This window comes from Aequorivita iocasae (assembly GCF_016757735.1).
GTDB lineage: Bacteria > Bacteroidota > Bacteroidia > Flavobacteriales > Flavobacteriaceae > Aequorivita > Aequorivita iocasae.
Map to the genome: position 1 here is coordinate 118,918 of NZ_CP068439.1, position 13,181 is coordinate 132,098.

General features: G+C 37.1%; 15 protein-coding genes. 1 reads left to right on the forward strand and 14 read right to left on the reverse strand.

Going from position 1 to position 13,181, the window contains the following annotated elements:
* Positions 1-5 precede the first annotated feature (5 nt).
* The 8 genes from JK629_RS00565 to JK629_RS00600 all read right to left on the reverse strand — a co-directional run bounded on the left by JK629_RS00565 (position 6) and on the right by JK629_RS00600 (position 6,932).
* Positions 6-1,019 (reverse strand): sulfotransferase, encoded by a 1,014-nt coding sequence (locus JK629_RS00565; RefSeq protein ID WP_202336670.1) that lies wholly within the window; start codon positions 1,017-1,019, stop codon positions 6-8.
* Between the two features lie 2 nt (positions 1,020-1,021).
* The gene (locus JK629_RS00570; RefSeq protein ID WP_202336671.1) at positions 1,022-1,984 is read right to left on the reverse strand and encodes a hypothetical protein; all 963 of its coding nucleotides are present in this window, start codon (positions 1,982-1,984) and stop codon (positions 1,022-1,024) included.
* Positions 1,971-2,681 carry a WbqC family protein gene (locus tag JK629_RS00575; RefSeq protein WP_202336673.1) on the reverse strand — a complete coding sequence of 237 codons (711 nt, stop codon included), beginning with the start codon at positions 2,679-2,681 and terminating at the stop codon, positions 1,971-1,973. The genes JK629_RS00570 and JK629_RS00575 overlap by 14 nt, the downstream gene beginning before the upstream one ends.
* Positions 2,678-3,748, reverse strand: a complete 1,071-nt coding sequence (locus JK629_RS00580; protein ID WP_202336675.1) for a DegT/DnrJ/EryC1/StrS family aminotransferase — start codon at positions 3,746-3,748, stop codon at positions 2,678-2,680. The genes JK629_RS00575 and JK629_RS00580 overlap by 4 nt, the downstream gene beginning before the upstream one ends.
* Positions 3,745-4,389 (reverse strand): sulfotransferase, encoded by a 645-nt coding sequence (locus tag JK629_RS00585; RefSeq protein ID WP_202336677.1) that lies wholly within the window; start codon positions 4,387-4,389, stop codon positions 3,745-3,747. The genes JK629_RS00580 and JK629_RS00585 overlap by 4 nt, the downstream gene beginning before the upstream one ends.
* A gap of 4 nt (positions 4,390-4,393) precedes the next feature.
* Positions 4,394-5,596: an ABC transporter ATP-binding protein gene (locus JK629_RS00590; protein ID WP_202336679.1), complete on the reverse strand. Its 1,203-nt coding sequence runs from the start codon at positions 5,594-5,596 to the stop codon at positions 4,394-4,396.
* A gap of 74 nt (positions 5,597-5,670) precedes the next feature.
* On the reverse strand, positions 5,671-6,021 hold the full coding sequence (locus JK629_RS00595) for a four helix bundle protein (protein WP_202336681.1): 351 nt from the start codon (positions 6,019-6,021) through the stop codon (positions 5,671-5,673).
* Between the two features lie 65 nt (positions 6,022-6,086).
* The gene (locus JK629_RS00600) at positions 6,087-6,932 is read right to left on the reverse strand and encodes an ABC transporter permease (protein WP_202336682.1); all 846 of its coding nucleotides are present in this window, start codon (positions 6,930-6,932) and stop codon (positions 6,087-6,089) included.
* A gap of 144 nt (positions 6,933-7,076) precedes the next feature.
* On the opposite strand from JK629_RS00600, the gene JK629_RS15640 reads away from it, so the two are divergent.
* Positions 7,077-7,265 carry a hypothetical protein gene (locus JK629_RS15640; RefSeq protein WP_202336684.1) on the forward strand — a complete coding sequence of 63 codons (189 nt, stop codon included), beginning with the start codon at positions 7,077-7,079 and terminating at the stop codon, positions 7,263-7,265.
* A gap of 107 nt (positions 7,266-7,372) precedes the next feature.
* On the opposite strand, the gene JK629_RS00610 is transcribed toward JK629_RS15640, so the two are convergent.
* The 6 genes from JK629_RS00610 to JK629_RS00635 all read right to left on the reverse strand — a co-directional run bounded on the left by JK629_RS00610 (position 7,373) and on the right by JK629_RS00635 (position 12,764).
* On the reverse strand, positions 7,373-8,257 hold the full coding sequence (locus JK629_RS00610; RefSeq protein ID WP_202336686.1) for a cation diffusion facilitator family transporter: 885 nt from the start codon (positions 8,255-8,257) through the stop codon (positions 7,373-7,375).
* A 6-nt stretch (positions 8,258-8,263) separates the two neighbouring features.
* Complete coding sequence (locus tag JK629_RS00615) at positions 8,264-8,773, reverse strand: DUF2231 domain-containing protein (RefSeq protein WP_202336688.1); 510 nt, start codon at positions 8,771-8,773, stop codon at positions 8,264-8,266.
* Positions 8,774-8,779: 6 nt separating this feature from the next.
* The gene (locus tag JK629_RS00620) at positions 8,780-9,100 is read right to left on the reverse strand and encodes a hypothetical protein (protein ID WP_202336690.1); all 321 of its coding nucleotides are present in this window, start codon (positions 9,098-9,100) and stop codon (positions 8,780-8,782) included.
* A 654-nt stretch (positions 9,101-9,754) separates the two neighbouring features.
* Positions 9,755-10,579 (reverse strand): hypothetical protein, encoded by an 825-nt coding sequence (locus JK629_RS00625; protein ID WP_202336692.1) that lies wholly within the window; start codon positions 10,577-10,579, stop codon positions 9,755-9,757.
* Between the two features lie 38 nt (positions 10,580-10,617).
* A complete protein-coding gene (locus JK629_RS00630; RefSeq protein WP_202336694.1) occupies positions 10,618-11,925 on the reverse strand; it encodes a hypothetical protein in 1,308 nt (435 codons plus the stop codon).
* Between the two features lie 23 nt (positions 11,926-11,948).
* Complete coding sequence (locus JK629_RS00635) at positions 11,949-12,764, reverse strand: hypothetical protein (protein ID WP_202336696.1); 816 nt, start codon at positions 12,762-12,764, stop codon at positions 11,949-11,951.
* Positions 12,765-13,181 lie beyond the last annotated feature (417 nt).

The window sequence follows — 13,181 nt, forward strand, 5'->3', positions numbered from 1 at the left end:
GAATATCAATTATTTGAAAGCCTTATTAATTCCTCTCTTAAAAATTTTACTTCAGAATCTGAAAGCTTAATATCTTTTCTTTCATCAAATGGCTTTAATAAATCTTGATCAACATTTTTTGATTCAATATTACCGCCCAATTTATTGAACTTATATACCAAAGCATCTAAAAATTTCTTTGGATTTGAGCAAAAGTCAGTGTATTCTATATTTATTATATTCTCCATTGGTATTTGGGATAGTCCTTCAGATACAGCCTTTCTTGTATATATTACTTGACCCACTACTTGTGTAATAGGACTTTCATCTTTAAGCTCCTTATATTCTGAAGGTTTAAAAGAATACCACTTGTTTCTATCTCCAAAAAACTTTTCCCTAGCCATTAACAAGGATTGTGCATTTAAAAGTGGATCTCTGTTTACATTAATGAATATAAACTTCTGATTTAAACTATATAAATACGGTATATGCCAATTTAACAGCATACCTTTCAATGCTAAAGGCTTATTCGTTAATTGCTCAAAAGCCAATAACTGATCAATAAATTTTTTTCCATCCACCTTAGCTAACTGGTTCTGGGAAAGTATTTGAGAGTCATTTTCGAATTTAAAAAAGGTGCGCCAATAATACCAATATTCACTTGGCCCCAAAGCTCCGTAAGTTTTTCCTAATGAAGAAGAAAAATCAAGTTTTGTTTCCTTAAATCCAAGTTGATTTAGCGGATCAAACTCTAAAAGAGCTTGCTGAGTGCGGATGCCCAAATAAGGGTTTTTGTAAAATCTGGCTATTAAGTTTGAAGGGTAGGAAAACAAACCCGATGCTGCCAACCATTGAAGCAAAAGCGTGGAACCAGAACGCGGGCACCCCATAATTAATATAATTGGGCTTTGTGATTCATTAGTGTCTATAGGACATTCTATACCATCAATTAATTCATTGAGGTCCGATAATGCAGTTTCTAAACTCACGTCTTTTTTAAAAAAAGAAGTCCGTTTGGAATTGTCGTACATTTCATCCATACTTATTCTAGAATTAACTGTGCTATAAATTCCATTTCCTTCTTTCCATAGCGTTGGTCTATTGGTAAAGGTAAGATGTTTTTTGCAAAATTATATTCCAGTGAATCTATACTACAATCTTTAAACACATTTGGCCAATATGTGGCTACAAAAACTTCATTATCGATTAATTTTGCTCTCAGATATTCCTTATTAGAAACATAAGGATAGACCATTGGCGATAGATTTAATTCAAAATCCAATTTAAGATTATTGGAAGCTCCTAATTTCTCATGAAGAAACCTGTAATTATCATTTCTTATTTTGGCAGCCTTTTCATAATTTATGGACTGAAGCATGCCACTTGTTAACTTTGACATAGCTTTTAGTCCTTCATTATTCAAGTCTACTTCATGATTTTGAAAATTTTTAAAAGCTTTTTGAGGACCGTATTCAATCCTTTCGGTCAAGTGTTTTAGCCTATCTGACGAAACATCACGTTTTAAAACTTTTGTGTAAATTTTTTCTGTAACCAAATAAGCACCATCTGGAACACCAAAAAATTTTCTTGGTGAATAAAAGCTATTTACATTTTCAATAGGTTTCGAAAAAAAAGCTTGACAATTATCTATTATCAAATTTTTTATCATTTCTGAAATGGCAGCAATGTATTTATCCTTTAAACCAAAGTAATTGGTATACATAAAAAGAGTATCTCCCTTTATTTGCTTCAAATTTAAATCTATTTCCAATCTTTCATTTAAATGATAGCGCTCCACAATAATATCTAAAGTTGCCAACCTATCGAATAACACACTACATGTATAGTGAGGCACATAAATAGTTTTATACTTTGTACTTCTAACAATATATTCTAAACAGCTTCTGCCTAAATTTAGGTTAACAGCATCTATATGATAATGTTTAACCTTGCTAAGTTCAAGTTCAAAAAAGCCACCTATGGGGTTTCGTTTAGATGAGTTCATATCTATTTAACATTATTTGAATTTGCTCTTTTGAATTAAACATCATTACATCTATTATTGATAAGTTGGGGACAAATTCGTTTGAATATTGAGTGTATTCAATCTCGCCGGTTTTAATAAATTCAAGCTTAATTCCTTCTTTATTAAAATCTTCATTCCTATATAATTTCTTACCCCCAATTGCATTAATATATGTATCTGCTTCCAACAATTTTGCAATATATATTAAACGTTCGGTTCTACCCTTATTTTGGCTTGCAGCAAATCGCTCAGAACTAAAAAACAATTGATTTTTAATTTCCAAATACTCACATACCTCCATGACACTTCTTGCTGCAATTTTTCCAATATTGGCGGATATGTGATTTTTAAGAACTCTTTCAATTAGTGGTAATACCTCGTTATAGTAAGGCGCTTTTGAATAGGATTGTTGAAGCGTTTTAAAAAAGTTGTGCCTCCAAGAAATATATATTTTTGGATTTATTTCTATCTCAGTTAATTTTCTAAAGGAGCTGGGTTTCAGCAAAGGAACTGTAAAGAGATATTCTGAATTATTTACTAAAAGTTTATTTCGATGAATCCAACCTCCTTTAATAAAGTTTACATCATCATAAAAAATAAAAACATCAACAGCATTAATCAGCTGAAAATAACCTATGTAAGGAAATACATATGGTTGCATAATTGCCAATTTCATCCTTTTGCATTTTTTATTGTCTTAACTATAAGTTCAATGGAGCTTTGCTTTAAACCAGAATACAAAGGCAGGCAGAGTATTTGGGAAGCGATATTTCTTGATACTTTTAAATTTGTCTTTTTCAAATAGGGTAAGCTTTCCAAACTTGGATAAAAATACCTTCGGGGAACAATATCGTTTTCCAAAAGTGCTTTTTGAACCTTTAGAAGAATTTCTTCATCTTCAAAGATAACTGGGAAATATGAAAAGTTCCATTGTGTTTCTTCCCTTATTTTTAACTGTTGTAGCTCTTTAAATTGTTCTAAATAAACACTCACTACTCTTTCCCTGTCTTTTTTTATTTCATCAATATATGGCAATATAGTCAATCCCATTGCTGCTTGCATTTCACTCATTTTGGCATTAATGCCCAGACCTTGAAAATCTTCTTTTCCCTTATGTCCAAAATTGTGATGATAGAACATTTTTTGATGCAACATTTCATCTTGGGTAAATAGTGCCCCCCCTTCCCCAGTATGGAACAGTTTGGTAGCGTGAAAACTACAAGTACTTACATCGCCATACTCAAAAATGCTTTTGCCTTTATAGGTTACCCCAAAACAATGGGCAGCATCGTAAATTACTTTTAGGTTGTGCTTTTTTGCAATAGCCTCAATTTCTTCAACGGCACATGGGTTTCCAAATACATGTGTTGCCAAAATGCCTGTAGTCTTTGAGGTAATGGCAGTCTCAATTTTGGTTTCGTCTATTGTTAAGTATTCAGGATGTATATCAACAAATACTGGAATACACCCCTCCCAAACAATACTGCTGGTGGTGGCAACGTAACTAAAGGGCGTGGTAATAATTTCATCCGATAAACCCATGGCTTTAATGGCTATTTGTAATGGTAACGTGCCATTAGTTGTGGCAATTATATTGGGTACCTTAAGATATTCTTTTAAACTTTCTTCCAATTCTTTGACCAAAATCCCTCTATTGGTTATCCATCCAATATCCCAAGCCCTTTTTAAAATAGCGTTGTATTCTTCTTGGGGGGGAAGGAATGTTTTTGTGACGTTGATCATTTATTAATTGCTTCAGTTTTGTTTTCCCAGGGCATCACTTCGTATTTGGGTTGAATATTTATAAAATCAGCCAGTTTTTGGATAGCTTCAGGTTGGGATAAATTTACTACTAAAAAATTAGTTTTGTTTTTAAAGTAATGTTTCACCTTTTTATTGTGCTCTTCATACACTGAAATTAGATGTTCCTTTTTGTATATATCACCTTTAACTTCACCATATTTTTCAAAAAAAGACTTCCATACAAACCCTTTATAGCGATAATTGGCATTTTGCAAATCTTCTTTGTTAGGCACTTGCCCATCTTTACCAAATAGCTTTGTATGGAAATTTGTTATAGAGTTGTACCATTGTTCGGGATTATCACGTTCAGAGAGAATAAATTTAGCGTTGGGGAAATGATGGTCTAAAACCACGTAAAGAAAATCATTACTAAAGGGCACATCCTGAAATACTTCAGCACTTTCACAGTATTTTAAAATTGGTTTCCATCTTCGTGCTATATAATCATCCATTAACAATTCGGCAGTAGGTTGGTTCCCTACTTTAAATTCATGGTCTTCAAAAAACTTTTGCAAGGAGGTAGTACCTGTTTTGTTTTGACCGATGCAGAATATTTTGGGTTTGTGTTTTTTAAAAAGCATATCTTTAATTCAAATTATCAAATGAAGCTTCCAATAAAAAAGGAGGCCAGGTTTCCTCTTTATGTATTAACTGAAAGCTTAATATACTATTCATTCTTAATAATGGATCAGTACCTAATTTGTTGTTAACGGATATATTTACATTATAAATTCCTTTTGACAATTGAACCTTATGATGTGTTACATGAAATTCCAAACGCTCACCATTTAAATTCAAATCACATTTATTTGTATTGGCTTCCAACAAGGCTACGGGACGTTGTTCTTTATCAAATATGGAAATCGAAAAATGTGGAACACATTCAAAATGTTTTTTCAACTTAAACTTAAAATACAATTTTAAATCAGCCCCCCAGTCCAATTTATCGATGGTGGCATTTGTTACGGAATCAAGCAATTGTACTTCTTCCAAGCTTATACTCCCATCATCAAACACCACATTACTTTCGTTATTAATAAATCTGGTATAATACAAGTCAATCCCTTTAGCCACATTTCCCCCTTGAAACTTTGCAATTCCATTTTCCATCAAAATAATGGAAGTACAAATACGCGAAACCATCGGCATATTGTGCGATACAAAAACAATGGCAGTTTTAGGCAAAATAGTATCAATCTGTTTAAAACATTTTAATACAAAACCCAAATCCCCTACTGCCAGAACCTCATCAATAATCAACACATCCGGTTGCATCTGTGCCGCCACGGCAAAGCCCAAGCGTACCTTCATCCCGCTGCTATAATTCTGTACGGGCATATCAATAAACTCGCGTATTTCGGCAAAGTCTATAATCTCTTCTATTTTTTCGTTTATCTCTTTTCTGGTAAACCCGAGGATGGCACCGTTGTTATAAATGTTTTCGCGACCACTCAGAATGGGGTTAAAACCCGCGCCCAGCTCTATCAAGGCGCCTACCCTGCCCTTGATGGTTACCTTGCCGGCATCGGGATTTATTAGGCCGTTCAGTATTTTTAAGAGTGTAGATTTCCCGGCGCCGTTATGGCCTATGAGGCCCAAACACTCGCCGCGGCGTAGCTCAAAGCTAATATCCTTCACCGCCCAAAACTCCTTGGGCCGCAGTTCCCTATCGTTGCGGTTGCCGCTTAATCCACTGGCCAAGTCCTTCACCCCATACCACAGGCTGGTCTTAAGGTCTTTGCAGAACTTTTTGGAGAGGTTTTCGACGGTTATTAGTACTTCGTTCATTTTTTTCGTTGTGAGCCGTGAGGCGTGAGGCGTGAGGCGTGAGCTGTGAGCTGTGAGCCGTGAGCTGTCACCCTTCACCCTTTCCTGTTTAAATAATTCCTATATCCTATTAATAATTTCCTGACTTTAACTAATAATTCCTGTAAGGTGCTATTCTTTTTAATAAATTGCAAACGTACTGCAATCATATATTGAGTTTCCAATTCGGCTATAGAACCTACTGCTATCGCTATAAACTGAATAAGTTCTTTATCCCCTTTCCTTCCCGAACCTTCTGCTATATTGGAAGGTATGGAAACTGCAGCACGACGCATTTGACTTGTTAATCCATATCGTTCTTCTTTCGGAAATTTAGCTGTTTCTTGATAAACCAACTCAACTAAATCCATACTAAACTTCCAGACATCTAAATCTTTATGATTCATAACCGTTAATTATTAATCATTTCACTTTACCGAACTATTCACGCTTCACGTCTCACCCTTCACGCTTACGCACTCATCCTTTCAACTAAAATAGGAATCGAAATTCTATAGAACAACAAAGCAATAAAAAACAGGGGGATGCAACAAGCAATTACGATTAAAAAATAGGTGAGATGTGCTGGAGGCATGCCTACTGCCAAATCGCGGGCTGTCAAAATGATGGGGGTAAATGGGTTTAGTTCCATTACGGTTTTCATGATACCGCTTTTGGGAATGGCATATACTACTGGCGTTACATACATTAAAAATTGCAATCCAAAGCCTATCATACGGCCAATGTCTTTATAGAGCATTCCTAAAGGGGTAATAAATAACCCGAGGGTTGTTCCAAAAAGTATTCCGCCTAAAACAGCCACAGGAAACAAGAAAAGGCTCCAGTTAAAGCCTACCCCGAAAAAAAATATGAAAAACAAGAGCAACAGTATTTTTATGGAACTGTTAAACAGCAGTTTGTAGATACCAGAAATAACTAGAGCCTCCTTCGGAAAGTTAATTTTTGATAAAATACCCTTAGCACTATTAGTACTGCCTATAGGCGAATTGATAGCCTCGGTTATAATGGACCACAACAAGGTACCCGAAAAGGCAAATACGGGATAGGGAATACCGGTATCGGTAACCCGTACCGTTCCTGAATTGTTAAGAAATATCCAAACAAAAGCGGTGGCTAATGGCGTTACAAAGGCCCAAATAATGCCTAGATAACTTTGGCGGTATTGTGCCTGTATGTCGCGCTTAGCTAACTGAAACGATAAAAACCGTGACCGGGCAATATCTGCCAAACTCTCTTTGAGCAGTTTACCAAGGCGTAGGTTACTTTCCTTTTGATAGACTTTTGTTTCCAGTTCCATGGGGTTGGGGAGAAGTGGTTTTTTCTTGACGGCTAAGATAGGGAATTTGGTTTAACTGGTGTCGGTTCTCGGTTCTGTGTTGTCGGTTGTCCGTTGTCCGTTGTCGGTTGTGGGTTGTGAAGCGTGAATCGTGAATCGTGAATCGTGAATGGTGAATTGTGGAATCGGTTCATTGGGATTCGGGATTCGTTAATTCGGGATTCGGGGTTCGTTAATTCGGGATTTGTTAATTCGGGATTTGTTGATTCGGGATTCGTTAATTCGGGATTTGTTGATTTGGGATTCGTTGATTTGGGATTTGGGATTTGGAATTTGGAATTTGGAATTTGTTAATATGACCCTGAATTTTCTAAATAAACTGTCAACTTCGCACAATCTGCAGTAAGTGTTTCCACCTCATTCAAGTTGGCGCCTTTGGACAGATTTGAGTGGAACAAATATTAGTGTTCGTAATTTGTTGGCTCAATGTGAATAAGCACATGGCCTAAATTGGGAATTTCTTTGCGCAGATGGTCCTTCAGCCTATGCGATAATTCATGGCCTTCCCGAACCGGAATCTCCCCATCCACAATCGCGTGCAGATCCACATGATATTCCATTCCTGCTTTTCTAATAAAACACTTCTCGGTTCCTTTTATCCCTTTCACCTTCATGGATTCTTCCCGTATCTCTTCCAAGAGATCGTCATAAATATGTTCGTCCATAATCTCTCCCAAGGCCGGTCTGAAGATAAGGTAGCTATTATAAAGAATAAAGCCCGAGGCCAGGAGTGCAGCCCAATCATCGGCCGTTTCATAGCCTTTTCCAAAAATTAAGGCGATTGAAATGCCCAGAAAGGCCATAACGGAAGTAATAGCATCGCTTCTGTGGTGCCAGGCATCTGCCTTTAGGGAGGAGCTGTTGGTAAGTTTGCTCTTGTTCAGTACATATCGATAGGAGCCTTCCTTCCACAAAATGATAAGTCCGAGTACAATAAGGGTCCAAGTTTCCGGAATTTTGTGTGGGGTTCGGATGTTAATAATACTTTCATAGGCGATTACAGTAGCCGAAGTAACCAAAAAAGCTACAACCACAAAGGTAATCAAGGGCTCTATGCGGGAATGACCGTAGGGATGGTTTTCATCTGGGGGGCGCTGGGCATATTTGATACCAAAAAGTACAAACAAAGAGGAAAATACATCGGTGGTAGATTCAATGCCATCTGCTATCAATGCATAGGAATTGCCCAAAAAGCCTGAGACCAATTTAATTGCCGCCAAGAGTACATTGCCCACTATACTGAAATAGGATGCCTTAATTGCCGATTTGACTGTTGCAGACTCCACTGCTATTTATTTAACAAATTCAGCACAATCCGCTGAAGGTTTATAAGTACCCGCACCCTGTTGATAGACTAAACTTGCGCCTAAGTGGCCAGTATAGATTAAGCCTCCCAGAGCCGCGGTAAGTAAAATAAGCACTCCAAATTTTATAAATTTTGAAAAAGTACTTGGGGAAAAAAATTTAACCATAATTAAACCCAAAGCGCCAGAATAAGCAAAGAGGGTGGCATATGCCCACCATGAATGCTCCTGCAGCACTTTTGGATCACATATTTTTCTTACCTCAACCGAATATGCAATTTCCCCTGTATAGATAGCGACCCAACCGGATATAACCCCAATGGTCAATAGTACCATAACGAGTTTTCCGAGAAACAAACGATGGGTGGAACTACATACCCCATAAACCATGGCCGTAAGAGAGGCCAGAAACAAGGTAGCTATGGGTAAGTGTACCGATAGCGCATGCCAAACTTCCTCTCTCCAGATAGAGGGAATTTCCGGAGCCATTAACATCATCGGTAATTAATCCAGTATCTTGACCGAAACGGGAACGTTTTTATTTCCTTCCTTTGTTACCGTAACCTCTACTTTTCCATTTTCTTTTAAGGATTCAAAATTAGTAGTTTGGCCATCGGAAGTCATTAGTTGAGTTGCGTCAGTGAAATAAAGCTCAATAAGTTTATCGTCTGCCGTTCTAACATAGATTTCCTTTTCACCCGGCTCTACTTCTTCTGCTACACCTTGGTAGATTCCTGCTTCAACCACATCAGTGTTCTTGTTTTCTCCGCAGGATGTAAATAAGAAGGTTAATCCAAGGAAAAGGCCTAAAATAAGTTTTTTCATAATGTAATACTTTTGGTTTTTTTCAAAAATAAACATAAGAAGTGGAAGGCGTAGGAGATTTATAGTAAAATTAAGATATTTTGGAGAGGGAGACGGGTGACGGAGATCTGCTAGTTAAGGGTTTTGGAATTTGGGATTTGGGATTTGTTAATTCGGGATTTGGGATTGGGGATTTGTTAATTTGTTAATTCGGGATTCGTTATTCGGGATTTGTTGATTCGGGATTTGTTAATTCGGGATTTGTTGATTCGGGATTCGTTGATTCGGGACCTGCCTGCCAGAGGCACGACAGGCGGATTTGGGATTTGGGATTTGGGATTTGTTAATTTGTTAATTCGGGATTTGTTAATTTGTTAATTCCGGATTTGGGACCTGCCTGCCAGAGGCACGACAGGCGGGTTTGGGGTTTGGGATTTGGAACCTCGTACTTCGTCGTTCGTACTTCGTTGTTCGTACCTCGTCGTTCGTACCTCGTACTTCCACTGTGAGGTCGAGTAAATTTTAATGAAGCGCCAGCCTTATTAAAATTTTTATTGAGACTTATTTGGGGTTGTGATACTGAAGCCGTTCTCGATATACTTCGACAAGCTATCACAGGCTTTTTTATTGCGCTACATTCCACAGAAAAACTTGAAATAACATTGTGATAGATTTCTACTCTACTAGGTAAGTAAATTCAATATTACACGGTAATCCAACGCCAACATACGCTCTACCATCACCTGAATTGCCTCCATTTTCAAAATTAGAAGAAACAAAAAGATCAATTTCAAAACGATATGTAAAGGGTACGCCTGCAACTAAATCTACATAGACAATAAGGGAAGAATCATGTCTAAATTGATCAAAATAAGTTCCCCCAGCTATATCATGATTATGGATGGAGTAGGCATGGGTATAAATTAAATATTGATCGGGACCCAGTGTTATTCTAAAGTATCCTTCTTGTGTTGCCATAGCTGTAGCGAAACCTGGTTCTGGCACAATTTTACCCGCACCAAAATTCACATTCGCCTTTATTCTATACGTACCTGAATATTTAGGAGTAAATGACGAACCGGATCCTAAACCTGCAATGTCAACATAACTCCCGGAATCGGTAATCCTTTGTGCCAAAGTTGTTTGTTGCTTGATTTCTGAATCCTCTCTAATATACTGGGTGGTCCATCTGCTTCCATCCCAAGCATATAATCCAGGATATACATCATTTGTTCCAGTAGTGGTTGTGTTTGTATTATAAACCACGGTACCAGCAACTAAATTGCCACCGCTGGGATTTTGAACGGGTGCGGCAATTTCAGTAGAGGTTAATGCAAAACGTGGGTAGGCAATACCTGCTGTACTATTTTGCATATCTACCAATCCTTTGGGGTTGTTGGTAGGAGTTCCATTACTAATGGAGACTTGTCCTAGGGCAGAAATTGCAATTAAAGAAAAAATTGCAAAAAATATAATTTTGTGTAGGGTAGGTTTTTTCATGATTTGGGTAGGGTTTTAAAGTAGGTAAAAACACTGTTTTATTCTCCTATATAGGTAAATTCTATTTGGCAGTCCACTTCGTTTCCAATATAACCGCGACCCTCATTGCTAATTGGACCCGAAACCTCAGTAACTTTTACATTATCGACCGATGCGGAAAGACCTCTGCTGGAATTAACATACTCAAAACGAAGGGTATAAGTGGTGCCAGCCACCACCGCAAGTGAGCCATAATACGAGGTATTTCCAGAAGTATTTACAAGATTTACTAAATCTGCTCCAACTTGGGCGGTTCCGTCATGCAGATATACTCTAAATCTATCATAATTACTACTTTTCTCCCTAAATCTATAATCAAAACTAATATTTACTGAATTTACCGTTGGTGTAAAACTCATTTTTGCAGTAGCATTTTGTTGACAATTGGTATTATCATTCGCATTAATATTTAGTGTTTTTCCAGTACAGAAACTACATTGGTTCGCTGCTGAAGATGCCACCCAACCTGCTGTTGGACATTCGGGGTCTGGTGTATAAGTTTGAACTACCGTATAGCTTTCAAAATTTTCATTGATTAAATTCACTTTGGTTGGTCCTGTAGAACCGTTACCAATAAAACCCGGGGCATCATAAGCATCAAAACTTAATGAAAAAGGATAGGTAGTACCGGCAGTAAGTGTAACATAATTAGTTTCATAGGACTCTTTCCAAATTCCCTCATAATACTTTCCTGAGTTGATATAATTTGAATAAGCAGAAAAAGCCGTAGTTTCAAAAAAGTATGGAGTACCTCCAAAAAAAAATCTAAATTGTCCCTTTGCCTGGCTTACAAAAATACTGCTATTGGATTCGGTTTTACCGCCCGCAAAATTAGTTTTTACTTCTATTCTATACAGTCCTGAATACTTTGCCGTAAAAGTTTTGGCATCACTAATTCCCAAGCCGGGAATATCTTGATAACCTCCTGAAAAATTTGCCTCTGTTCTGAGCATCGTGGTTTGATTGTGCAATTCAGATTGTCTCTTTTTATAATGTACGACCCACTCTGATCCGTTCCACACATATATACCGGGATAAATATCAGTTATAAGACCATTGTTTGTGGTATTGGTATTATACACTACGGTACCCTCTGCGATAGGGCCACCCTGTGGATTCACTACGGTTGTAGCATCATCTGTTCCCAAAAGGGCCACATTGGGATATACCACCCCTAGGGTAGAACTGTTGAAATCTATAATTCCTTTGGGATCAGTTGTATTAATACCAACTTGGGAATAACCAATACTCTGTAATAACACTATTGTAACAAAATTTATACAATAGAAAAAGGTAGTTTTTTTCATAACTAATATGATTCAGTTGATTTTTAATCGAGAAAAACAAATTCAACGGTACAGGGAATATCTCCACCCAGCCAGCCTCTTCCAGTGCCAGAATCACCATTGCTTACAAATCCATCTGCAACAGTTTGATCAAACCCCAAAGTAAAAGTATACGGGGTACCGGCAACAAGGTCTTTATAAATTACTACAGTAGATTGCTCCCAAATATCGTAATACTGCGTGCCCCCTCCATGACGGCCCGACCAAGTATGTGCGGGAATCAATTTATCTACGCCATCCAAGGTAAACTTGAAATTTCCGGACATTACGGCAACGTCCGTTCCTGAACCCAAATTATCCACATAACCCCCACCCCAATTCACACTTACTTCAATTTTGTAAGTACCTGTGTAGGCAGGAGTAAAAGTTCGGTTTATTAAGCCCGGAATGTCCTGATAAGTTCCAGCAGTAACCGTTCTTAATGCACCGCTACTATTATCCTGTTTAAAAATTTGCGCATTTTTTTTGGGGAATTCATTAATCCAATCTACACCATCCCACATATAAATGCCCGGATAAACACTTTCACTGCCAAAATTTGTAGTTACCGTATTATATACAACGGTACCGATAGCAGGATTTCCTCCTTGCGGATTTAATACAGGAGCAGCCACATCAGTTCTTGTGAGTGCTACTCTTGGTAAAACAAGACCATACTTATTAGTACCAGAATCATTATTTAAATCCAAGACCCCATCAGGTGTTACCGTACCCACCCCTACTTGGGCCATACCTGCTGCTTGCGAAAGAACCAAGACAAGACAAGTTATAAGTATTCTACAGATGTAATTTTTTACCATATTCAGAGGTATTTAAATTTTCACATTTAGTGAGCAATATTAAACATTTTATCGATATAATGCAAATTTTGTCTGTAAAATGCATTTTATTCTGATTAATCAAGTTAATTATTGTTAACTTTTTATGAATTTTACAATAAAATGTAAGATTTTTCCTAAATCTTTCAATTGCGAATCTGTAGTTTGGATATATTAAAAACATCCGATTTGTATAAGCTTGTTTATAAATACATTAAGTCAACTTAGTATTGCTTGAAATTGTAACTCAGCAATTGACTCTAAAGAATTTCGCTAATGCAAGAAGATTTTTTAAAGATTTTTTTTTTGGGGGGGGTATTGCGCAGGAATGCAAGAATGTATTTTTAAAATAGCTATTTCTTCTATCTTCTGAGTTCTGGGTTCTTGACCTTCTTAGCC

Bases quoted from the DNA above. Each gene is read 5' to 3' on its own strand.
- JK629_RS00570 (WP_202336671.1), bottom strand. From the start codon at position 1,984: ATGAACTCATCTAAACGAAACCCCATAGGTGGCTTTTTTGAACTTGAA.
- JK629_RS00585 (WP_202336677.1), bottom strand. From the start codon at position 4,389: ATGCTTTTTAAAAAACACAAACCCAAAATATTCTGCATCGGTCAAAAC.
- JK629_RS00575 (WP_202336673.1), bottom strand. From the start codon at position 2,681: ATGAAATTGGCAATTATGCAACCATATGTATTTCCTTACATAGGTTAT.
- JK629_RS00615 (WP_202336688.1), bottom strand. From the start codon at position 8,773: ATGATGTTAATGGCTCCGGAAATTCCCTCTATCTGGAGAGAGGAAGTT.
- JK629_RS00635 (WP_202336696.1), bottom strand. From the start codon at position 12,764: ATGGTAAAAAATTACATCTGTAGAATACTTATAACTTGTCTTGTCTTG.
- JK629_RS00595 (WP_202336681.1), bottom strand. From the start codon at position 6,021: ATGAATCATAAAGATTTAGATGTCTGGAAGTTTAGTATGGATTTAGTT.
- JK629_RS00630 (WP_202336694.1), bottom strand. From the start codon at position 11,925: ATGAAAAAAACTACCTTTTTCTATTGTATAAATTTTGTTACAATAGTG.
- JK629_RS00625 (WP_202336692.1), bottom strand. From the start codon at position 10,579: ATGAAAAAACCTACCCTACACAAAATTATATTTTTTGCAATTTTTTCT.
- JK629_RS00590 (WP_202336679.1), bottom strand. From the start codon at position 5,596: ATGAACGAAGTACTAATAACCGTCGAAAACCTCTCCAAAAAGTTCTGC.
- JK629_RS00600 (WP_202336682.1), bottom strand. From the start codon at position 6,932: ATGGAACTGGAAACAAAAGTCTATCAAAAGGAAAGTAACCTACGCCTT.
- JK629_RS00565 (WP_202336670.1), bottom strand. From the start codon at position 1,019: ATGGATGAAATGTACGACAATTCCAAACGGACTTCTTTTTTTAAAAAA.
- JK629_RS00620 (WP_202336690.1), bottom strand. From the start codon at position 9,100: ATGAAAAAACTTATTTTAGGCCTTTTCCTTGGATTAACCTTCTTATTT.
- JK629_RS00580 (WP_202336675.1), bottom strand. From the start codon at position 3,748: ATGATCAACGTCACAAAAACATTCCTTCCCCCCCAAGAAGAATACAAC.